Source organism: Bradyrhizobium symbiodeficiens (genome assembly GCF_002266465.3).
Classification (GTDB): domain Bacteria; phylum Pseudomonadota; class Alphaproteobacteria; order Rhizobiales; family Xanthobacteraceae; genus Bradyrhizobium; species Bradyrhizobium symbiodeficiens.
This window is the reverse complement of the sequence record NZ_CP029427.2, coordinates 5,306,375-5,326,813: the sequence shown is the minus strand read 5'-3', so window position 1 is coordinate 5,326,813 and position 20,439 is coordinate 5,306,375. Positions and strand designations below refer to the sequence as shown.

The 20,439-nt window shown below is 64.5% G+C and carries 26 protein-coding genes; 9 read left to right on the top strand and 17 right to left on the bottom strand.

Features of this window, described 5'->3' with window-relative positions:
• Positions 1 to 289 precede the first annotated feature (289 nt).
• The 3 genes from CIT39_RS25120 to CIT39_RS25110 are packed head-to-tail and all read right to left on the bottom strand — an operon-like array spanning position 290 to position 3,248.
• Entirely contained in the window at positions 290 to 1,219 is a 930-nt protein-coding gene (locus CIT39_RS25120) for a type 2 periplasmic-binding domain-containing protein (RefSeq protein ID WP_094971823.1), read from the bottom strand.
• A complete protein-coding gene (locus CIT39_RS25115) occupies positions 1,216 to 1,572 on the bottom strand; it encodes a c-type cytochrome (RefSeq protein WP_094971870.1) in 357 nt (118 codons plus the stop codon). Before CIT39_RS25115 ends, CIT39_RS25120 begins: the two co-directional genes overlap by 4 nt.
• 11 nt (positions 1,573 to 1,583) lie before the next feature.
• A complete protein-coding gene (locus CIT39_RS25110; RefSeq protein WP_094971822.1) occupies positions 1,584 to 3,248 on the bottom strand; it encodes a methanol/ethanol family PQQ-dependent dehydrogenase in 1,665 nt (554 codons plus the stop codon).
• Between the two features lie 327 nt (positions 3,249 to 3,575).
• Here CIT39_RS25110 and CIT39_RS25105 point away from each other — a divergent pair, with 327 nt between their 5' ends.
• The 5 genes from CIT39_RS25105 to CIT39_RS25085 all read left to right on the top strand — a co-directional run bounded on the left by CIT39_RS25105 (position 3,576) and on the right by CIT39_RS25085 (position 6,155).
• Positions 3,576 to 3,968: a lanmodulin LanM gene (locus tag CIT39_RS25105; protein ID WP_162308672.1), complete on the top strand. Its 393-nt coding sequence runs from the start codon at positions 3,576 to 3,578 to the stop codon at positions 3,966 to 3,968.
• Positions 3,969 to 4,103: 135 nt separating this feature from the next.
• A complete protein-coding gene (locus CIT39_RS25100; RefSeq protein ID WP_244607448.1) occupies positions 4,104 to 4,433 on the top strand; it encodes a hypothetical protein in 330 nt (109 codons plus the stop codon).
• Between the two features lie 230 nt (positions 4,434 to 4,663).
• Positions 4,664 to 4,744: a pyrroloquinoline quinone precursor peptide PqqA gene (gene pqqA / locus CIT39_RS25095; RefSeq protein WP_012029362.1), complete on the top strand. Its 81-nt coding sequence runs from the start codon at positions 4,664 to 4,666 to the stop codon at positions 4,742 to 4,744.
• A gap of 261 nt (positions 4,745 to 5,005) precedes the next feature.
• A complete protein-coding gene (locus tag CIT39_RS25090; protein WP_094971820.1) occupies positions 5,006 to 5,848 on the top strand; it encodes a hypothetical protein in 843 nt (280 codons plus the stop codon).
• Between the two features lie 97 nt (positions 5,849 to 5,945).
• Positions 5,946 to 6,155, top strand: coding sequence for a hypothetical protein (locus CIT39_RS25085; RefSeq protein ID WP_094971819.1), 210 nt, complete (start codon positions 5,946 to 5,948; stop codon positions 6,153 to 6,155).
• A gap of 9 nt (positions 6,156 to 6,164) precedes the next feature.
• Here CIT39_RS25085 and CIT39_RS25080 read toward each other — a convergent pair whose 3' ends face one another.
• Genes CIT39_RS25080 through CIT39_RS25065 form a run of 4 tightly spaced genes read right to left on the bottom strand, consistent with a single transcriptional unit; the run spans position 6,165 to position 9,000 of the window.
• Entirely contained in the window at positions 6,165 to 6,518 is a 354-nt protein-coding gene (locus tag CIT39_RS25080; RefSeq protein WP_094971818.1) for a hypothetical protein, read from the bottom strand.
• Between the two features lie 44 nt (positions 6,519 to 6,562).
• Positions 6,563 to 7,273 (bottom strand): ABC transporter ATP-binding protein, encoded by a 711-nt coding sequence (locus CIT39_RS25075; protein WP_094971817.1) that lies wholly within the window; start codon positions 7,271 to 7,273, stop codon positions 6,563 to 6,565.
• Positions 7,263 to 8,000 carry an ABC transporter permease gene (locus CIT39_RS25070; RefSeq protein WP_094971816.1) on the bottom strand — a complete coding sequence of 246 codons (738 nt, stop codon included), beginning with the start codon at positions 7,998 to 8,000 and terminating at the stop codon, positions 7,263 to 7,265. Before CIT39_RS25070 ends, CIT39_RS25075 begins: the two co-directional genes overlap by 11 nt.
• A gap of 1 nt (position 8,001) precedes the next feature.
• Positions 8,002 to 9,000, bottom strand: coding sequence for an ABC transporter substrate-binding protein (locus CIT39_RS25065; protein ID WP_162308922.1), 999 nt, complete (start codon positions 8,998 to 9,000; stop codon positions 8,002 to 8,004).
• Positions 9,001 to 9,087: 87 nt separating this feature from the next.
• On the opposite strand from CIT39_RS25065, the gene CIT39_RS25060 reads away from it, so the two are divergent.
• The gene (locus CIT39_RS25060) at positions 9,088 to 9,447 is read left to right on the top strand and encodes a hypothetical protein (RefSeq protein WP_094971868.1); all 360 of its coding nucleotides are present in this window, start codon (positions 9,088 to 9,090) and stop codon (positions 9,445 to 9,447) included.
• A gap of 164 nt (positions 9,448 to 9,611) precedes the next feature.
• On the opposite strand, the gene CIT39_RS25055 is transcribed toward CIT39_RS25060, so the two are convergent.
• Both CIT39_RS25055 and CIT39_RS25050 read right to left on the bottom strand, forming a co-directional pair.
• Positions 9,612 to 10,430 carry a quinoprotein dehydrogenase-associated SoxYZ-like carrier gene (locus tag CIT39_RS25055; protein ID WP_162308671.1) on the bottom strand — a complete coding sequence of 273 codons (819 nt, stop codon included), beginning with the start codon at positions 10,428 to 10,430 and terminating at the stop codon, positions 9,612 to 9,614.
• 78 nt (positions 10,431 to 10,508) lie between these two features.
• Positions 10,509 to 11,435, bottom strand: a complete 927-nt coding sequence (locus CIT39_RS25050) for a quinoprotein relay system zinc metallohydrolase 2 (protein WP_094971814.1) — start codon at positions 11,433 to 11,435, stop codon at positions 10,509 to 10,511.
• A 127-nt stretch (positions 11,436 to 11,562) separates the two neighbouring features.
• Here CIT39_RS25050 and CIT39_RS25045 point away from each other — a divergent pair, with 127 nt between their 5' ends.
• Both CIT39_RS25045 and CIT39_RS25040 read left to right on the top strand, forming a co-directional pair.
• Positions 11,563 to 12,444 (top strand): substrate-binding domain-containing protein, encoded by an 882-nt coding sequence (locus tag CIT39_RS25045; RefSeq protein ID WP_094971813.1) that lies wholly within the window; start codon positions 11,563 to 11,565, stop codon positions 12,442 to 12,444.
• On the top strand, positions 12,441 to 12,998 hold the full coding sequence (locus CIT39_RS25040; protein WP_094971812.1) for a PQQ-dependent catabolism-associated CXXCW motif protein: 558 nt from the start codon (positions 12,441 to 12,443) through the stop codon (positions 12,996 to 12,998). Before CIT39_RS25045 ends, CIT39_RS25040 begins: the two co-directional genes overlap by 4 nt.
• Positions 12,999 to 13,056: 58 nt before the next feature.
• On the opposite strand, the gene CIT39_RS25035 is transcribed toward CIT39_RS25040, so the two are convergent.
• The 6 genes from CIT39_RS25035 to CIT39_RS25010 all read right to left on the bottom strand — a co-directional run bounded on the left by CIT39_RS25035 (position 13,057) and on the right by CIT39_RS25010 (position 18,083).
• Positions 13,057 to 13,356, bottom strand: coding sequence for a copper-binding protein (locus CIT39_RS25035; protein WP_094971811.1), 300 nt, complete (start codon positions 13,354 to 13,356; stop codon positions 13,057 to 13,059).
• Positions 13,357 to 13,486: 130 nt separating this feature from the next.
• On the bottom strand, positions 13,487 to 14,095 hold the full coding sequence (locus CIT39_RS25030; RefSeq protein ID WP_094971810.1) for a BAR domain-containing protein: 609 nt from the start codon (positions 14,093 to 14,095) through the stop codon (positions 13,487 to 13,489).
• Positions 14,092 to 14,940 carry an ABC transporter permease gene (locus CIT39_RS25025; RefSeq protein WP_094971809.1) on the bottom strand — a complete coding sequence of 283 codons (849 nt, stop codon included), beginning with the start codon at positions 14,938 to 14,940 and terminating at the stop codon, positions 14,092 to 14,094. The genes CIT39_RS25030 and CIT39_RS25025 overlap by 4 nt, the downstream gene beginning before the upstream one ends.
• A complete protein-coding gene (locus CIT39_RS25020) occupies positions 14,937 to 15,743 on the bottom strand; it encodes an ABC transporter ATP-binding protein (protein WP_094971808.1) in 807 nt (268 codons plus the stop codon). Before CIT39_RS25020 ends, CIT39_RS25025 begins: the two co-directional genes overlap by 4 nt.
• Positions 15,740 to 16,699, bottom strand: a complete 960-nt coding sequence (locus CIT39_RS25015) for a YVTN family beta-propeller repeat protein (RefSeq protein ID WP_094971807.1) — start codon at positions 16,697 to 16,699, stop codon at positions 15,740 to 15,742. Before CIT39_RS25015 ends, CIT39_RS25020 begins: the two co-directional genes overlap by 4 nt.
• A 202-nt stretch (positions 16,700 to 16,901) precedes the next feature.
• Positions 16,902 to 18,083 carry an ABC transporter substrate-binding protein gene (locus CIT39_RS25010; protein ID WP_094971806.1) on the bottom strand — a complete coding sequence of 394 codons (1,182 nt, stop codon included), beginning with the start codon at positions 18,081 to 18,083 and terminating at the stop codon, positions 16,902 to 16,904.
• A 60-nt stretch (positions 18,084 to 18,143) separates the two neighbouring features.
• On the opposite strand from CIT39_RS25010, the gene CIT39_RS25005 reads away from it, so the two are divergent.
• Positions 18,144 to 18,710, top strand: coding sequence for a DUF3280 domain-containing protein (locus tag CIT39_RS25005; RefSeq protein WP_094971805.1), 567 nt, complete (start codon positions 18,144 to 18,146; stop codon positions 18,708 to 18,710).
• A gap of 107 nt (positions 18,711 to 18,817) precedes the next feature.
• Here CIT39_RS25005 and fghA read toward each other — a convergent pair whose 3' ends face one another.
• On the bottom strand, positions 18,818 to 19,663 hold the full coding sequence (fghA, locus tag CIT39_RS25000) for an S-formylglutathione hydrolase (protein WP_094971804.1): 846 nt from the start codon (positions 19,661 to 19,663) through the stop codon (positions 18,818 to 18,820).
• 69 nt (positions 19,664 to 19,732) lie between these two features.
• Complete coding sequence (locus CIT39_RS24995) at positions 19,733 to 20,353, bottom strand: response regulator (protein WP_094971803.1); 621 nt, start codon at positions 20,351 to 20,353, stop codon at positions 19,733 to 19,735.
• Between the last annotated feature and the right edge of the window lie 86 nt (positions 20,354 to 20,439).

Below are 20,439 nucleotides of genomic sequence, written 5' to 3'. Positions count from 1 at the left end.
GCGATGAAGTGGCGGCGATCGATTTTGTAGACATGATTCCCTCCCGGTTCCGGGCAAGGTACTGCACCAGGCTGGCGCTGCCATGGGTGTCAGGCGAGACAGATTGGCGCATTCCGTCGGACCGAGTGGGGGCACGGTGGCACGGCGTTCGTGCCCCGGACGCAACGCAGCGCTCCTTAGCGGTGCGCTGCAGAGCCGGGGCCCATGCTCGACCGCAAGCCATACCGCATGGATCCCGGCTCTGCGCCGCAACGCTCGCGCGTTGCAGCGCGTCCGGGACACGAGAGCCTCACCGCTGGATGATCTTCATCCAGACATCGCCCAGGATCGCAGGCTCGCGCGGCGGCAGATAGGTGAGCCCGGCCTGCTTGCCGAACTCGGCGATCTTGCCCTCAGCGGCGAGCCCCGTCAGCGCCTTGTTGACGGCGTCGATCAGCGCGCCATCGCTGGCCAGTCCGACATAGCCGCGATTGGCGCCGATCGGATAATAATAGCCGGACGCCGTGATCGCCGTGTCCGGGTGCGCGGCGCGATGGGCGTCGAAGCGGGCAAGATCGATCAGCGTCGCGTCATGCTCGCCGCGCTGGAGCGTGGCCAGCAGATCGTCGCGGCCGGGGACGAGATGGGTGATGCTGTCGATCAGCCGCCCCTTGTCGAAGCTCATCAGGATGGCGTCGCCGAGCGAGCCGCTATCGATGACGAGACGAAGCCCTGCGAGATCGCCGATGTCGCCGATCTTGCGGCCGCTTGCCTTCGGTCCGAGCACGACCGTCATCGGCGAATAGACGTAAGGCTGGCTCGGCGCGAGCACGCCGAGTGCAACGCGCCGCCGCCGATCGTCGCGTGTGGCCCCGGCGAAATCAGGCAAGCGCGCCGTCTTCATCCCGGGGACGACGAGCGAATCCTGCGTCAGCGCGTAGCCGCCGACCAGCGAGCAGCGTCCGTCCGAGAGCAGCGCATTGGCCTCGAGCTGGGGGCTCGAATCCTCGTCCAGCTTGCTCTCGAACCACTGGATCGCCAGCTTCCGTCCGAGCCGTTCCGCGATCGCCTGTGCCAGCAGCACGTCGAAGCCGGCGTCCGGCTTGCCGCGGTGGTGCATCGAGAGCGGCGGCCGGTCCTCGTCAAGGCAGATCTTCAGGGGATCGTCGGCTGCGAGAGCAACCGACGCCATTGTCGAAAGCAGGGCCGCAAGGCTCCATGCGGCACGACGACCCCTCATGGCTTCCTCCGGCTGGAGATGAAGGCCCAGAGAGAGCCGATCTCGTCGTCATTGAGGATATCGCCCCATGGCGGCATCCTGTTGTTCTTGCCGTTCTTCACCGTGGTGACGAAGCGGGTCTTGTCGTCGGGGAAGGCACGCAGGTCCGGCGTGATGGTGCCGGAGTTCATCAGATTGGGGCCATGGCAGTGCGAGCATTTCGAAGCATAGGTCGACTTGCCGTGGTCGATCTGTGCCTGCATGGGATTGCCGGTTGCGTCGTCCGCGGCGCGAACGGTCGCCGCAAGCGCGACCGTCAGCCCCGCGACGGCGGCGAGGATCGCCGCCGTCTTGTGAGATAGCCTTCTCAGCATCATGCCGTGGATTACTGCTTGACCGCAAAGACCCACAGCGAGCCGCCGGGCGGCACTTTGGCAAGCCGCTCGTCGCCCGAGAACAGCGAGTAGACGCCGCCATAGCCTGATGTCACCGCGACATATTGCACGCCGTCCTGCTGCCAGGTCACCGGCTGGCCCTCGATGCCGGACCCGGTCTGGAACTGCCAGAGCTTCTTGCCGGTGTCGGCGTCGAAGGCCTCGAACTCGCCGGTCAGTGCGCCCGAGAACACGACGCCGCCCGCGGTCGACAGCACGCCCGAGAAGCGTGGAATGTCGCTCGGTGCTTCCCATTTCGACTTGCCGGTCATGGGATCGATCGCCTTGAGGTAACCGCGCGGCCCGTCCCCGAATTCCCAGGGATCGGTCAGGTCCATGCCGAGATACCATTCACCCTGCTTGAAGGTGACGGGCTCGGCCTTGTACTTGCCGCCGAAGTTGAGCGTGTTGGCGTAGGCGAGGCCGGTCTGCGGGTTGAACGACATCGGCTCCCAGTTCTTGCCGCCGAGGATCGACGGATAGACCGTGACCTTCTTGCCCTCGCGCGCATCCTTGGCGACGTCGGTCTCGATCGGCTTGCCGGTCTTCATGTCGACGCCGGTTGCCCAATTGACCTTCACGTAAGGATTGGCCGCGAGCAGCTTTCCGTTGGTGCGGTCGAGCACGTAGAAGAAGCCGTTGCGGTTGGCATTCATCAGCGCCTTGGTCGGCTTGCCCTCGACGTTCACATCCGCGAGCACCATCTCGGCGACGGCGTCGTAGTCGAACGGATTGTTCGGCGAGAACTGGTAATGCCACTTGATCTTGCCGGTCTTGGGATCCATCGCCAGCACGGAGCAGGTGTAGAGATTGTCGCCGGGGCGCACCGCCGAATTGAACGGGCCGGGATTGCCGATGCCCCAATACACGGTGTTCAGCTCGGGATCGTAAGAGCCCGTGATCCAGGTCGAGCCGCCGCCGAGCTTCCAGGTATCGCCCTTCCAGGTGTCGCCGCCGGGCTCGTCCGGCGAGGGGATCGAATGGGTGCGCCACAGATGCTTGCCCGTCGCCGGATCCCAGCCGTCGATGAAGCCGCGCGTGCCGAATTCGGCGCCGGAGATACCGGTAATGACGACACCGTCGGCGACCAGCGGGGCCACCGTCATCGAATAGCCTTCCTTGATGTCGGCAGCCTTCTGACGCCACAGCTCCTTGCCGTTCTTGGCATCAATCGCAATCACGTTGGCATCGAGCGTCGTACGAAACAATTTGCCTTCGTGGATCGCGACGCCGCGATTGATGATACCGCAGCAGACGATTCTGGGCGTCTCGGCCGGATATTCGACCTTGCTCTTCCAGATCTGCTTGCCGGTTTTGGCGTCGACCGCCATGGTCGCATTGTGCGAGGTCACATAGATCACGCCCTGATAGACTATGGGCTGCGATTCCTCGCTGCGATCGTCGTTGAAGGAGTAGTTCCAGACCGGGACGAGGTTCTTGACGCTGTCCTTGTTGATCTGGTTCAGCGTCGAGAAGCGCTGCAGATTGTACCCCATCCCGTAATTGAGAACATTCGATGTATCAGTCCCGCCCTTGACCAGTTGCTCGGTGGTCTGTGCGCTTGCACAAGTCGATGCAAGCATGACGAGGCTCGCGGCCATCGCAAAGCGTTTCATCCGTTCCTCCCAATATGCGCGCCTTTTGACGCTGCGGGAGCAACACTCCGTCGGAAACCAAAACGCGTCAACACGAAAGTCGTAAGAGTCGTGTCGATCGTTGAACGCAAGTGCCGGTCACCTTACGGAAACCTGACGGCAGTGCAGTCCAACTTGCGTGGAGACGCTGCAAAAATTCCGCGACGCGAAGCAATCCGGTCGGCGGTCGTGCCAGGCTTCCCGGGTTGTCGCGCGCGCAAGTTGCAATTCCGGGCTTGAACCGGGGGCCGCTTGCGGATTTATGTTGTGTATCGCGCCCAAACCGGGCGCTTCATCTGGGAGGTCTTGATGATTTCGCGTCGCTCAGTTGCGCTTGCGCTCACCATTGCATTGTTGTCCGGTCCGGCATGGTCGGCCTCCGGCAACGCGGTCAAGTTGTTCGACACCGACAATGACGGCACGCTCGATCTTGCCGAGGTGAAGAAGGCGGCCGCCGCGACCTTCGCAAAGCTCGATCCCGATCATGACGGCACGCTCGACGCGCGCGAATTGCGCGGGCGGTTGTCGGCGAAAGAGCTCGCGGCCGCCGATCCAGACCGCGACGGGACGCTGACGCTCGACGAATATCTGTCCGTGGTCGAGCAGCGCTTCAACGCAGCCAATCCCGACAAGGACGGAACGCTGGATGCGAAGGAGCTGAGCTCGCGTGCCGGCCGGAGCCTGGTGCGATTGTTGCGGTGAGCGGAACAGGCGTGGCGCGGCGGTGTTTGCGAGCATTTCCGCTCCGACACTCGGAACATCGGGCAGCTCGGCCTGTTCTCTTCGCGATGTCCTGCCCGGCGTCGGGGCAGCGCGGCAGGACAAGAGGAGATGCAGATGAACACGAAACGTTCCGTTCTAGCCGCCTGCGCGATCTTGACGTTAAGCGCCGGCGTCGCCGTCGCCGGCCCTTGCAACACAGGGAGCGCCAGCACTGACAAGGATGCCGGTTCTGGTCCGGTCACCGTAGGCTCGGCGCAATCGCACGCGTCCAGCTCAGCGAGCGACACCAGCCAGCATCCGCCGACCAGCACGATGAATCGTGCAAGCGGTGAAACTCCGGCGTCGTCCGAGGATGCACAGCGGCAGATGCAGAGCCAGCCGACGGCGGCTCAGCGGGCCGACGGGGCCAAGCCGAACGCCACAGCGGCCGACAAAGGTTGCTGACAGCGCGGGTACGTTTGGTGTCGATTCGGCGCGCGGTGCATCGCACAAGCCAGTGTCTTGCAGGGCGTGTTTGACCAAGAGAGAACTGGTTTTGTCCGAGAGAGAAATGCAGCCACGAAGAATCGACACGGACGCGCTTGGCAGCCGAATCGAGGCTTGAACTGCACCTGAGGCAGCCCTAGGTTTTTGCGCCGCGCGATGTCGCGCTCAATACCTTGGGGAGACCCCGAATGGCTTGGAAAGCTCCGAAGATCGTGGAAGTGCCGGTCGGCATGGAAATCAACATGTACGCCTGCGCTGCGCGCAAGTAAGACTGACGACCTGCCGCGGCCTCGACGGTGAACGCCGTCGAAGCCGTGGCAGTGTCGGATCTCGAGCCGGGCATCGTTGTGCCCTGTGCTTCGCCGTCGACACGATGAGACGCCTGCGCGGGCTTCAATCATCTTCCATCAAAATCTCGACCTCGCTCTTGCGGCAGTGTGTTACGCTGATGCCCGGTCGGCGCTGCTGGCGCATCAAAGCGGCGTGCGCTATCGGGACAGGGGATGCGCGGCAGGACTCGCAGATGTCTGATGGTGATGGCCTGCGCGGTCGCGTTGAGACCGACGCATGGGCACGCCGAGGAGGGCTTCGATACCGAGCACATTTTCGGCTTCATGATCGGTAGCGATGTCGGCAATCCCGGCGAGCGCGAATTCCAGAGCCAGACGACGGGGCGATTCGGCAAGGGCGCCGGGACCTATCGCGCTCTGGAGAAGGAGGTCGAGATCGAGATCGTACCGCTGCCGAACTTCCGCATCGAGCTCGGCGGCATCGCCTCGCTGCACGACATCACCGGCGTGCCTGATATCGACGACCGCCGCCAGCTCAACTTCCAGGGCGCCTCGCTCGACCTGCGTTATCGCCTGCTCGACCGCGAGCGCGCCCCGTTCGGCCTCACCGTCGCCGCCGACCTCCATGGCGACCGCATCGACGAGACCAGCGGCGCGAAAGGGCGGATGTACGGCACCGATTTCACCGTGGCGTTCGACCGCGAGCTCATCCCGAACTTCGCCATCGGCGCGCTCAACCTGATCTATCAGCCGGAATGGGCGCGCTTCGAGGTGACGGGGCAGTCCGAGAAGAGTTCGACGATCGGTGCGGCCTTTGCCGGCCTGGTGCGCGTGCGGCCCAACGTACTGCTCGGCGGCGAGCTGCGCTACTTCCGGCAATATGAAGGCATCGGCCTCGGCGAGTTTTCCGGCCAGGCCCTGTTCGTCGGCCCGACCGCCTATTTCCAGCTCTCCGAGCGCTCGCGACTGACCCTGAGCTGGAGCATGCAAGCCTGGGGTCGCCCGGCCCGATCGGGCGGCAATCTCGACCTCGTCAATTTCGAGCGCCACCAGGCCCGTATGGTGTTTGGCATTAACTTCTAGAGGTGGCTCTGTTCCTCACTCCGGATTGAAACTTCCCTCTCCATGGGACGTAGTTTCTTGTGCTAACCTCCATTTGTTCCCGTGAGAGGATCTCGGCATGAACCCGATCGACCTGGTGGTGACCGTGTGTGCGGTGCTCTCGCCTGCGACCTGCGAAGAGCAACACCTGATCTTCAACTATGCGGGGTCGCCCCGCCAATGCGTGATGGCCGCGCCCCCCTATATCGCGCAATGGGTCGGCGATCATCCGAAGTGGCAGGCGGTGCGGTGGCGCTGCGAATATCCGCACCCGAACGACAGGGCGTAAGACGTCTCGCTATTTGCTGCAGTCCTTCAGATCCTTGTCGGCGATCGAGAACACCGCATCTGCCCTGATCTCGATGTCGCGAACGACGCACTGCCGCGCATTGGGATAGCCCACCTTGGCATCGTAACGGCCCGGCTCGACGCCGGTGATGCGCAGCCGCTCGTCGTGGTCGACCTCCTTGTCCTTGTCGTTCAAGCACTGGTTCGGGCCCCACTCGGTCTTGCCGGCGGGTGAGAGCTGGAAGCCGGAGATCGTCTCGCTCGTCAGGTTCCAGAGCCTTATGCCCTTGCCCTTGGTCTGCGCCAGCGCCGCGCCCGGCACCGCAACCAAGAGGATGCCGATCGCAATCAGCGTACGCCGCATTGGTGAACCTCCCTCGACACATTGGTCCAGTTGACCACGAGTTTTCATTTCGATTCAAGCTGCAAGGCCGCGAGCTCGGCCCTGATCCCACTGAGCGCAGCTTCGCTGCGCATCGCGCGCGGGATGGTGATCGGGACTTCCTGCACGATATGCGCGGGACGCGGCGACAAGAAGAACAGGCGGTCGCCGAGCCGAACTGCGTCATCGAGACTGTGGGTGACGAGCAGCGTCATCACCGGACGGCTCGCCACCAGCGCCGCGATCTCGTCGCGCAAACGGCCGGCGAGCGCGTCGTCGAGCGAAGCGAGGGGCTCGTCGAGCACCAGCAGATCGGGCTCGACTGCGAAAGCGCGGGCGAGCGCGACGCGCCGGGCAAGGCCGAGCGACAACTCGCCGGGAAAGTGGCTGCGATGCGCGTCCAGCTCCAGAATCCTGAACAGCTCGGACAGCTTGGCATCGGTCACGTCGGGCGCAGCCAGCCGCACATTCTGCTCGACCGAACGCCACGGCAACAGCCGCGGCTCCTGGAACACCATGCCGATCCGCGCTTGCGGCGGACGCGCGACATGGCCCCTGAAATCTGCGTCGAGCCCGAGGATGATGCGCAGCATCGTGCTCTTGCCGCAGCCGGACGGACCGATCAGCACGCCGACCTCGCCGGATTGAAGCGCGAATTTGAGCGGGGCGAGCACCTCGTGGGTCCCGCCCGCGACACTCCTGAACGTCTTGCCTGTGATCTCGACCTCAAGCCGCACGGGGCCGCCACCGTGTTGCCCGGGCTTCGAACGGCTGCACCAGCAAGGTTTCGATCACGAACACGACCGCGGCGAATGTCAGCGAATAGGCCAGCAGCCGCGGCGTGTCGAACAGCTGGAAGGCGACGCCGATCTCGAAGCCGACGCCGTTCGGCCGTCCCAGCAGCTCGGCGACCAGGACGATCTTCCACACCAGCGACAGTCCGGAGCGGGCGGAGGCCGCGATATAGGGCGCAAGCTGCGGCAGCACGACATGGCGGAACGCGCGCCAGCGCGGCATCGCGAACACGCTCGCCATCTCGTCCAGCGAGCGGTCGAGCGCGCGGGTACCCTCGCGCAAGGTGACGACCGCGGTCGGCAGCTTGTTGATGGCGATCGCGGCGATCGCGGCGGCCTCGGTGAGACCAGCCCAGATATAGGCCAGCACGATCACGACCAGCGCCGGCAGATTGAGCAGCAGGATCAGCCAGGGATCGCCGAGCTTGTCCGCGAGCCTGACCCGTCCCATCAGATAGCCGATGGCGCTGCCGAGCGACATCGCCAGCACGAAGGCGAGGATCACGCGCGCCAGCGTGGCGCCAAGATGCAGGAACAGCGCGCCCGATGAGGCCTCCGCGATCATGACCTCGAGCACGGCCGGCGGTGAGGGCAGCTTCGCGCCGCCGACGAACAGCGCGGCAATCCACCAGATCACGAGAAACAGGGCGAACGACAGAAGACGCAGCACCTCAATCTCCGGGGACTGCGTGATAGAAAGTGCCGGGATCGAGCTCGGCCGCGGGGCCGACGAGGTCACGGCCGCCGGTCTCGGCCAGCACGCGGTAGAGCACGCGCGCATCTTTCTCCTCGTCGTCGATGCTCCGGCGTGGAATGCCGTCTCGATAGCGGTCGCGATAGGTCTTGAGCAGGGTGGCATCGCTCGTGCCGGTCAACGGCGCGATCTTGTCCCAGGCTGCATCGGAGGTCACCAGTAGCTCTTTGGCCTTGCGGGTCATCGCGATGAAGCGCGCCACCGCGTCCTTGTGGCTCGCCGCCCAGCTCTCGTCGAAGACGTAGCCGACCGCGGAGACCGCGCCTTTGGCGCCGAGCTTCGGCAGAATGTCCTCGATGCCGGCGAGGCGGCGAAAACCCTTGGCCTCGAGCTGGGCACAGAAATTCCAGAAATTGAGGCTTGCATCCATCTCGCCGTCGAGCGCTTTGGCGGCGATCAGGGGCGGGGCGCCATAGACGATGGTCGCCTCCGACTTCAGGTCGATGCCGTCCTGCTTCATGCTCGCCTGGAGCAGCAGCCAGCTCTTGTCGATTGCGCCACCGGCGATCGCGAGCTTGCGCCCCTTGAGGTCGGCGAGCGTCTTGATCGGCGAGGATGCGGGTACCATCACCGCGCCGAGCGCGCTGGAATAGGGATAGAAGGTGAGCTTGGCGCCGAGCGCCCGCTCGCGCGATACCCACAGCCAGTCCGACAGGATGATGTCGGCGCTGCCGGCGCGCAGCGCGATCTTGCCGGCCTCGGTGCTCGCGAGCTCGGTGACATCCAGCGAGAGGCCCGCCTCCTTGTCGAGACCGTTGGCGCGGATCGCGGCCAGCTCCCAGGAGAATGTTCCGGTCTTCTGCACCGCAAGGCGGATCGTATCCGCGGCGCGGCCGGGTGCGACCAGTGTCAGCATCAGCATCGTCGCGAGCGCCAATGTCCGACCTTGTGCCCTTATCACGCCAAGTGCTCTCATCACCTTGTGAGCCGTTTCCTCTGACAGAGTGCTTTTCAGGACAATACGCATAGCATAGCTTTGCTCGCAACCCGCGGGAGGATGCGCATGAAACTGGCCGGACAGCTACGACCGATTGTCGCCGCATTGACGGTGCTGGCGGCGACCGCGTGCGTGGCGCGGGCCGAGGAGGCCAATGATTACCCGACGTCGGCGCGCGCGGAGTACGTCTATGGCTGCATGAAGGCGAATGGCGAGAGCCGGCAGTCGATCGAGCAATGTTCCTGCTCGATCGACGTGGTGGCCTCGATCATGCCCTATGAGCGCTATGTGACCGCGGAGACCGCGCTCAGCATGTCCCAGGTCCGCGGCAATCTCGGCGTCCAGTTCCGCACCTCGGAGCAGGCGAATACGGCCGTGAATGATCTGCGCCGCGCGCAAGCGGAAGCCGAGGTGAGGTGTTTTTAGCGCTTTCTTCCTTCTCCCCTGTGGGAGAAGGTGGCGCGAAGCGCCGGATGAGGGTATCTCACCGCGCACTCATCTGAGGAAAACCCCTCACCCGTCTCACCGCTATCGCGGCGATCCACCCTCTCCCACAAGGGGGAGAGGGATTCAACGCAAGTCGCGCGAGTCTACGTCCCCGGCTTCTCCACATCCCACTCATTGCGGAACACATGCCCATCCGTATCCTTGGCTTCCGCGCGGAAACGCTTGGCGCCGTTGGATACGTAGGTGAAGCGCAGATTGGGATCTTCCGAGATCGAGATGCCGCCTTCCATCGACAGCACGAGGCTGTCGTCCTGCGTCAGCTTCAGCTGGTTGACGAAGAAGGCGGGAATGTAGAGCTGGGTGACCTGGTCCATCTGCAGGCCGGAATTGTTGGGATGGCCGATCATGATCTGGGCTTCGCGGATGCGGCTCGCCTGCGCTTCCTCGCGCGCGAATTGCCTGTAGCGCATCTTGCCGAGCCGGCTTTGCGCCTCCTCGGCGTTCTTTCCTGCCGGCGCCGAGCAGCCACCCGAGGCCTTGACATAAACTTTCGAGACATAGAGCTGGCCGTCGCTGAGCTCGGCCACCGCGTGCACATCGGTGTAATTGTTGACACGCACGCGCGTCGAGATCTCCGTGACATTGGCATCGGCGCCGAGCTCGAACTTCGCCGCCATCGGCGCCGGGTTGCGGTCGATCACGAGCGTGATCGAACGGATACGGCGGCCATCCGCGGGCGAGAGCTTGCTGCGCAGGGTCACCGGCACGATCGCCGCGTCCTCTGCGCGATACGGCATCTCGATGCCGATCACGGCGCTGCCGTCATTCATCGCACGGTTGTTGAAGATGTCCTGCACCAGGCCCGGCCATGGATCGTCAGCCTCTTCAGCCTGCGCCGGCAGGGCGAAGGCGATGCCGAGCAGTGCGGCGATCAAGGGCAGGCGGCGTGTCCATCTGGTCATGGTCATCATCCTCCGAGTCAGCGAAGCTGATCTCGTAGTCAGCGAAGCTGATCTCTCGCTTCTATCGTAGCGCGCCTGCTACTCCCATTCAATTTCCGAAAATGCTGCAGTTGCGTTCCGGGCGTTGTAATCGCCGAACAACTCCCAGCGCGGTCGCTCCTCCGCGGCCGCCTTCTCGGCGGCGGCCCGGATCGGCTCGCCGTTCTTGTTCCGCGCGCGCACGTCGGACAGCAGCGTTGACAGGTAACGCCGCTCATCGGCCAGCGCGGCAGGCCAGTCGCTCACGGGTCCGTGACCGGGAACGACGCGTCGCGCCGGGATGGTCTCCGATTCCTTCAACGTGGTGAGCCAGCCGCGGATACTGCCATCCATGACGGGAATGTGGCGGAGAAAGACGAGGTCGCCCGCGAACAGGGTTTTCGTCGTCTCGTCGTACACGGTCACATCGCTGTCGCTGTGCCCGGCCCGCCATGCGCGCAACGCGAGACGGCGCGCCCCGAGATCGAGCGTCATCGTGTCCGACACCAGGAGGGTCGGAGCAATGATCTTCACGGGATCGATCAACTCGCTGCCCATGATGCGGCGGAAATTGTCGAGATAGTAAGGCCCGCGCGTCGCCAGCGCCTGCGGCAGCCTGCTGTGGCCGACGAAGCTGGTGCCGCCAGCGGCGAAGGCGGCATTGCCGAAAACGTGGTCGGGGTGGCCGTGAGTGTTGATGACATACCGGATCGGCTTATTGGTGCGGGCCCGCACGGCGGCCAGCAGGGCCTCGCCTTCGCGGAGGCTGCCGCCGGTGTCGATGACGGCCACGGCATCATCGCCCACGATGAAACCGACATTGGCAATGTCGCCCTCGTTCTCGCGGGTCATCAGGGCAATGGCCCCGGAGTGTACGAAGATTCCGGATGCGACTTCGCTCACAGGCAATTCGGCCGCCCCGGCCCGTGCTAGCGTTACCGTCCCCAGCAGGGACAAGGCTGCGATCACTCGAGCGATGCGAGACACTTTTCCGCCTCAGTTCAAAGGATTGGCTGCATTGCACTGCAACAAAGCAAAGCCAGCAGAGTCTGGCGAAACTTGGCGCGTCATGCGTTGCATGGATAGCATTCAAACAAAACGAGGAGGAAGCGGGATGACGGAGGCCGGACCACATCGTCGCTGGTTGTTTTCACTGTGGGTCCTGGTTGCGTGCTGTGCATTCGGCGATGGCGCCGTCGCGCAGACCAATGACAGCGGCGACCTCTCGTTCGAGCTGGTCGACCCGAACGTGCTACGCGTTTGCGCCGATCCCCGCAATCTGCCGTTCTCGAACGAAAAGGGCGAGGGGTTGGAGAACAAGCTGGCCGAACTGTTTGCCGACAAGCTCAAGAAGAAACTCGACTACGTCTTCTTCCCGCAGGCCACCGGCTTCGTGCGGATGACGCTGGGCGCGCACCGCTGCGACGTCATCATGGGCTTTCCGCAGGGCGATGACGTCGTGCAGGGCACCAATCCCTATTACCGCACGAGCTATGCGCTGGTCGCCAAGGCCGGCAGCGGGCTCGAGGACGTCGACACGCTCGAGGACGCGAAGTTGAAGGGCAAGCATGTCGGCATCGTCGCCGGCACGCCGCCGGCGACGAACATGGCCATCGCCGGCCTGATGGGCGACGCGAAGCCTTATCCGCTGATGATCGACACGCGCTACGACAATTCGGCCCAAGCCATGATCGACGATCTCGCCGCCGGCAAGATCGACGCCGGGGTGCTGTGGGGACCGATGGCTGGCTACTACGCGAAGAAGGTCGGCTCGCTTCACGTCACACCGCTGGTGAAGGAAACCACGGGGCCGAAGCTGGTCTATCGCATCGGCATGGGTGTGCGTCCCGCCGACCAGAACTGGAAGCGACAGCTCAACAAGCTGATCCAGGAGAACCAGGGCGAGATCAACAAGATCCTGGTCGACTTCGGCGTCCCGCTGCTCGACGAGAACAACAAGCCGCTCGGCGCGGAGACGGCCAAGAAGTCGCCATGAGGTGGCGTCTTGCCGCTGCGCTCGTGGTTGCCGCGTTCGCGGTGCCGGCATTCGCGCAGCAGCAGGAGCCGTTCGAGCCCGACGGTTATCGCGCCGACAATTATCGCGCACCGGTGCCGGCGACGCTGGCGGGTGCGCGCGTGCTCAATACGGTGGAAGCCGAAGCGATCTGGCGCGCCAGGAGCGGTGCGTTCGTCGACGTGCTGCCGCGGCCGCCGAGGCCGAAGAATCTTCCGGCAGGCACGGTGTGGCGTGATGCGCCGCGCAAGAACATTCCGGGCAGCATCTGGTTGCCGGATACCGGCTACGGCAGCTTGCCGCCGGCGATGGACGATTATCTCCAGCGCGGCCTCGCACAGGCCTCACGTGGCGACAAGTCCGCGCTGCTGGTGATCTATTGCCTCGCAGATTGCTGGATGTCGTGGAACGCCGCCAAGCGCGCGCTGACATACGGCTACTCCAGCATCGCCTGGTACCCCGACGGCACCGACGGCTGGGAGCGGGCGAAGCTTCCGACTGCGGAGGCGCAGCCTGAGCCGCGCCCCGAGCAGTAGAGGCGCGAACTCAGGTGTGCTCCCTCGCCCCGCTGGCGGGGAGAGGCGAAGCAAGCGCCTACTGCTTCTGCAGCTTCGTCAGCGTGCCGGTGCCGTTATTGTCGGTGGCAGAATAGTTCACCCTGTCGCCGGCGTGAACGGACTCCAGCATCGCGGCGTCCTTGGTTTTGTATTCCTGGAGCGCGCCGGCGCCGCCGGCGCTGCCGCCGACCGTGCCCTTCTGCGTCTGCTGGATCGAGATCGTGCCGTTCAGCCGATCGATCCGCATGACCAATCCGGTCATGTCGTCGGCAAAAGCGCTGGTTGCGAGCATGCTGAGGGCCGCAACGCCCGCACAGATGAATCTTGTGGTTCCCATCGAGGCCTCCCGACGTCCTGGAGTTCACGTCGACAAGCCATCCTAGCGCGATTTGGTTCCGGCAAATAGCGGAGCAAAGGGGTTAACCGGTGATCCGGGAACCTGCCGTAACCGGCAAGCGAGGCGGACGCTATTCCATTTCCTGCTGAATCACGCGGCCGAGCGCGAACAGGCGCTGGTCGATCGTGGTTGGAACTTCGCAGACGAACCGCACGACCTTGTTGCGGTCCTCGAAAATGCGGGTCTTCCAGATCAGCTCATTGCCGAGCGCCTCGACCTTGGCCTCGTCACGCGGAGTGGCGCCCTGCAGCGCCTGGAGCTGAATAGCCTCCTCGCGAATCTTGTCGGCGGCCTCCCGCTGCTTGCGGCTGACGCGCTCGAGCCCGTTCATCACCTGGGAGCGCTGTGCGTTGAGCGTGTCGAACAGGCCGGCGAACAGCAGCTTTGCGTTGTTGGTCTTGTCGGCGGAAGAGGCGGCCAAAAAGTCTTTCACCGACTTCTCGGCCTCGTCCATCGGCGTCTTGCGCGCCGACAGCTTCGCGACCAGCGCGGTGATCTTCGCATCGTTCTTCCACTTGGTCTCGGCGTCGTCGAGCGCAGGACCAGCCCAGACGGCGGCGAGCGAAATCTCCGGCACCTTGGCTTGCGTGCAGGGCCAGTTGGGGTAGCGCGGATCGGCCGCGTGGGCGGCCGTGCCCGACAGCGCCAGCGCCACAACAGCCATGGCCAGAACCTTCATCCTTCGCCTCCTGCGGGCCCCCGTCGCGCCAGCCCACGCGAGGGATCATAGGCCCAAATCGCGCCGATCATGAAGACGATTGTGCATGCCGCGACCACCGCCAGCGAGATCCAGTTGATTTGGCCATAGAGCGCAAAACGTATCAGCTCGACCGCATGGGTGAAGGGATTGGCCTCGCAGAGATAGTAGAGATAAGGGCTTCCCTCCTGCACCCGCCACAGCGGGTAGAGCGCGGAGGAAGCAAAGAACATCGGGAAGATGACGAAGTTCATGACGCCGGCGAAGTTCTCGAGCTGCTTGATGCCGGAGGAGATCAGCATGCCGAGCGAGCCCAGCATCAGCCCGGACAGGATCAGCGCCGGCAGCACGGTGAGATAGCCCGAGGATGGCGGGGTGATGTCCCAGAACCAGGCGATCAGCAGGAACGCGTAGACCTGGAGCAGGGAGACGGCGGTGCCCGCCAGCAGCTTGCAGAACAGCAGGAAGCCGCGCGGCAGCGGGCTCACCAGCAGCGTGCGCATGTTGCCCATCTCGCGGTCGTAGACCATCGACAGCGAGGACTGCATGCCGTTGAACAGCTGGATCATCGCCATCAGCCCGGGCGCGATATAGACCTCGTAGAGGATGTAGGTCTCGTAGGGCGGGATGATGGAGATGCCGAGCACCTGACGGAAGCCGGCGGCGAAGATGAACAACCATACCAGCGGCCGCACCAGAGCCGACACGAAGCGCTCGCGTTGATGCAGGAACCGCAGGCCCTCGCGCCAGACGATGCCGGTGAGGCAGGTCATGTACTCGCCGGCCGAGAAGCCACGCGGGGTGTCGCGCGTCGTCATGCTGCTCATGCGCCGCCTCCCGGCATGGTCTGCGCCCCCGTCAGCCGCATGAAGGCGGTGTTGACGTCCTGCGCGCCGGCTTCGGTAACGACGCGGCTCATCGGCCCCTGCGCCAGTACCTTGCCCTGGTGCAGCACCACGAGGTCGTCACTGGGCATGATCTCGTCGAACAGATGCGTGGCCCATAGCACGCCGATGCCTTGCTCCGTCACGAGCCGGCGAACCTGGCTGATGATGTCGGCGCGCGCCTTGACGTCGAGGCCGACGGTGGGTTCGTCGAGCAACAGCAGCCGCGGCCGGTGCAGCAACGCTCGCGCGATCTCCAGCCGCCGCATCTGCCCGCCGGAGAGGTCGCGCACCTTGCTGCCTGCGCGTTCTTCCAGCCCGATGCGGCCGAGCAGTTCGGCGCTGCGTGCGGCGGCCTCGCTCCGGCTGATGCCGTGCAGCGCGGCGTGATAGAGCAGGTTCTGCGTCAGCGACAGGTCGAGATCGAGCGTGCGCGGCTGGAACACGACCCCGAGCAGCCGCAGCGCCTCGCCGGGGCTCTTGCCGACGTCATGGCCGAAAATGCCGACCCGGCCGGACTGGATGCCGAACAAGCGCGTGATCAGCGAGAACAGCGTGCTCTTGCCCGCGCCGTTGAGCCCGAGTAGCGCGGTGAAGCTCGCTGGCTGAACGTTGAAAGAGACGTCGATCAACGCCCGCCGCGATCCATAGGCATGGCTGACGCCGTCGATCGACAGCGCCGGCACCGCGGCCGCATCTGGCTTCGGCGCCTCCTGTGGTTTGGGAATCGGAGCAGGGCTGGTCATGGCGCGATTGCGATACCCCAGGGCAGTTCGCCCACCTGAATGGTCTTGATCACCTTTTGCGCGGCGACGTCGATGACGGAGACGTCGTTCGACACGCCATTGGTGGTCAGCAGGTATTTCTCGTCCGGCGTGAACGCCATGTGCCAGACCCGCTGACCCACCAGCAGATATTTCGTCACCTTGCGCGAGGCCACGTCGACCACGGCGATGCGATTGGCGGGGCCGAGCGCGACAAAGGCGGTCTTGTCGTCCTTGGTCATGCCGATGCCGACCGGCTGGATCGCTTCTTTCCGCAGGCCCGGAATTTCGAACGTGATCTTGCCGATCACCTCGTGCTTTTTCGGGTCGATCACCGAGACTGTGCCGCCGATCTCGGAGGAGACCCACAGTTCGGAAGCATCGTGCTTGAACTCGGCAAAGCGCGGCCGCGCGTCGACCAGCACGTTGGCGACGATCTGGCGCGAGGCGGTGTCGATGAAATGCGCCATGTTGGTGGTTTCCGACGTGTTGATCAGCGTCTTGCCGTCGGGGCTGATGGTCATGCCCTCGGGCTCGACGCCGACCTGGATGTCGCCGAGCCGGGCACGCTTCTCGAGGTCGATCACGGTCACCGTGTTGTCGTTCTCGTTGGCGACGTAGAGGATCTTGCCGGCGGCGTCCTGGGCGAACAGTTCCGGGTCGGGTCCGGAGGGCAGGCTGTCCACCACGGCGTGCGTCTTGGCGTCGATCATCTGGACGGTGTCGTCGTCGCCGACCGCGACCATCACGAACTTGCCGTCGCGCGTGAAATCGATGCCGCGCGGGCGCTGGCCGACCTTGATGGTCTTGGTCACCGTCCAGCTGTCGGTGTCGATCACCGAGACCGTATTGCTCTTCTCGTTCGAGACGTAGGCGATGAAGGCGTGTGCTGGCGCGGCCGCGAGCGCAAGGGTCAGCAGCGACGCTGCTCCCAGCATGCGTGATGTCTGCCCGCGGGCGGTCTTCACCTCCCCCGCCTGCGGGGGAGGTCGCATCGCATCGTCAGATGCGATGCGGGAGAGGGCTCTCTCCTCTTGGGGGCTCTCGCGAGCGGAAATACCCTCTACCCAACCCTCCCCCGCAAGCGGGGGAGGGGGCGCTGCGTCGTTGTCGAGCCAGCTTGAACTCATCTCACATCGCTCACTTCAGCTTGCATTTGCTCTCCGGACGATCATAGCCGAGCGTGTCGAGCTCGGAGACCTGGTGCAGAAATCCTTCCTGCGGCGAGACCGAAACCACCATGCGACCGTCGACCAGCAGGATCGGCTGGCGCAGCTGCAGGTTCCAGTCACGCAGGGTCAGCCGTGTGCCCTTGAAGGCGGCGACCGAGAAGTCCGGGCCCTTGATGAAGTCAGTCACTTTCTTGACGTCGCCGGAATTGGTGCGCGAGGTGGCCTCTCCAATCATGCGGGCCGCGGTCCAGGCCTGCATGTCGAGCGCCGACATGCGCCGTGAATTCAGCTTCATGAAGCGGTTCTGCATCTGGATCGCGCCCCATTGGTCCTGCGATGCGTCCCAGCTGCGCGGCACGAGCCCCGCCGAGCCCGCGACGGGGCGGGGATCCCAGGTGCGATAGGGCAGGTAGGCGCCGAACACCTCGCTCTCGTCGGCAGCGACCAGCACGTCGTAGGCGGGCGCCTGCTGGGTGAACACAGGCATCTGGCGCTGGATCAGCGTCACGCCGCTGTCGGTGCGGCGTGCGCCGCCCTTGTCCTCGAAAGTGCGCTCCTGCACGATCTTGGCGCCGAACCGTGTGGCGGTGCGCCGGAGCGCATCCGCAAACAGCTTGTCCTCGTCATGCGAGCCGACCACGAGCAGCCAGCGCGACCACTTTTTCCAGACGAGATATTGCCCGAGCGCATCCGCCAGCATCGCCCGCGTCGGCGCGGTGTGGATCACATTGGCGCGGCAATCGGCCTCGCGCAGCCGCTCGTCGATCGCGCCTGCGTTGAACAGCAGCGTGCCGCGCTCGCGCAGGGCGTCCGAGACTTTCAGCAGCGCATCGGCGGGCAGGTCGGCGATGATGAAGCCGTTCTTCTCCGCGAGCGCGGTTGCGGCCTGGACGACGTCCTCACCTTCTTTGATGCGGCGCTCTTCCAGTACGAACCGCTGGCCCAGGAATTTGCCGGTGGTGTTGTTGTCCTCGATCGCGAGCCGCGCGCCGGCGATGCCGTCATTCTCCGCGGGCTGCTCGACCAGCGATAGTGTGGATCGGGTCGCGGCGACGCCGAGATAGCCGACGCCGATCAGGGCAGGCTCCGCCGCGAGCGCACTCGTCGCAGCAAGAGCAAAGCCGATCAGGCCGGCCAACCATCGGATCATGTTTCCTCCGAGCGATCCCCCCGGCTTGACCGCAGGTGGAGAATTGTCTCTGCTTCAAGCATGACCAATTTGTCAGGGCATGCAACCCCGCATTTCGTCCCCGCGCGCGGCGGCATCACGATCATGCGAGCATTGATGGTGATCGCCGCTTTGCTGTTGACGCCGTCGGTCGCGCGCGCCGATCCACCCAAGCTCGCCGTGTTCGATTTCGAGCTGATCGATACCAGCCTGCCGGGCGAGTTTTACGGCTCCAAGCCCGAAGAGGCGCGGCTCGTACTCGTCAGCGAGCAGCTGCGCAAGGAATTGAAGGAGTCCGGCAGGTTCCAGATGCTCGACATCGCGCCGGTCAGGGATGCCGCCCGTCACGCGAACTTGCAGGCCTGCGGCGGCTGCGACCTCAAGCTTGCCGGCGAATTGGGCGCTGACCTCGAGATCACCGGCATGGTGCAGAAGGTCTCGAACCTGATCATCAATCTCAACGTCTATTTGCGTGACGTGAAGACCGGCCAAATGATCATGGCGGCGAGCGCCGACATGCGCGGCAACACGGATGAAGCCTGGACCCGCACGATGAGCTATCTGATCCGCAACCGGCTGTTGGCGCCGAATTACGGCAGGCGGGAGTAGGTTCTTCGCCTTTCCGCGAGTCCCACTGTCACCGCTTTCGGGGATGTAGCCCCTCACCCCAACCTTCTCCCCGTACGAACGGGGGAGAGGGGGAGGAGAGACCGGTCTCACCCCTTCAGCTTCTCAGCATGCCAGTGCAGATGATCGCCCATGAAGGTCGAGATGAAATAATAGCTGTGGTCGTAGCCCGGCTGACGCCGCAGCGTCAGCGGGATGTTCGCCTTGCTGCAGGCGGCTTCGAGCAGCTCCGGCTTCAGCTGCTCCTTCAGGAAATTGTCGGCCTCGCCGACGTCGACCAGGAAGCCGGAAAACTTCGCGCCGTCCGCGATCAGCGCCACCGTGTCATGGCTGCGCCATGCGTCCTTGTTCGGCCCGAGATAGCCGGTGAGCGCCTTGATGCCCCACGGCACCTGCGAGGGCGCCACGATCGGCGCGAAGGCGCTCGCGGCGCGATAGCGGTGCGGATTGCGCAGTGCCACCGTCAGCGCGCCGTGGCCGCCCATCGAATGGCCCATCACCGATTGCCGCTTGGCGTCGACGGGAAAATTTCCCGCCACGAGCTTCGGCAACTCGTCGGTCACATAGCTCCACATCCGATAATTGCGCGCGAACGGCGCCTCGGTCGCATCGACATAGAAGCCGGCCCCGAGGCCGAAATCATAGGCGTTGTTGGCATCGCCCGGCACGTCGGGCCCACGTGGTGACGTATCGGTCGCGACGAAGATCAGGCCGAGCTCGGCGCAGGCCTTGCGGAATTCGCCCTTCTCGGTGACGTTGGCATGGGTGCAGGTGAGGCCGGACAGGTACCAGACCACGGGCAGCCTGGCGCCGCCGGCATGCGGCGGAACATAGACCGAGAACACCATGTCGGTTCCCGTCGCCTGGCTGGCATGGCGATACACGCCCTGCACGCCGCCGTAGGATTTGTTGGTCGAGACAGTCTGAATCGTCATGCCTTGGAGCTCCGTGGCATCTCACCACTTCAAGATTGCAACGCTTATGTGACCGAATTCGTGGCGCCGTCAGGCAACGCCGCTGTCGATCGCCAGCCGCACCAGCTCGACCGAGGTCTTGACCCCGAGCTTCTGGCGCATGATGGACGAGGTGTTGGCGACCGTCTTGTAGGACGACTGCACCAGCCAGGCAATTTCGGACAGGCTCTTTCCGGCGCTGAGCAGCCGCAGGATCTCCATTTCGCGCGGGTTCAGCTTGGACAGCGGGCTTTGCGCCAGCGTCGGCCCTGCGAAGGCGATGCTGCGCGCGATCGCGCTCGGCAGATACGTGCCGCCGCCGCCGACGGCGCGGATCGCCTCGACGAGATCGTCGGGGTCGCCGGTCTTGGAGACGTAGCCCTTGGCGCCGCACTCGATCGCGCGCGCGGCAAAGGCCGGGTCGTCGTTCATGCTGAACATGATGATGCGGGCATCAGCCGCGCGCTCGAGGATGCGGCGGGCGAGCTCGAAGCCGGAGACGGTCGGCAAATTGATGTCGATGATGCAGAGGTCGGGGCGTTCGACGATGAAGACGCACTCGCCGTCCTCGGCGTCGGCGGCCTCCAAAATCTCGATCTCGCCCTCGTCGGCCAGCACGGCACGGCAGCCGGAGGCGACAATGGGATGATCGTCGACGATCAGAATGCGCATAGGCGTTTCCTTGTGACAGCGTCGGCCTGTTTCGCGCCCGGCCGGGATTGCTGTACGCTTCCGATTAGATATCCGCCGCTTCGCCC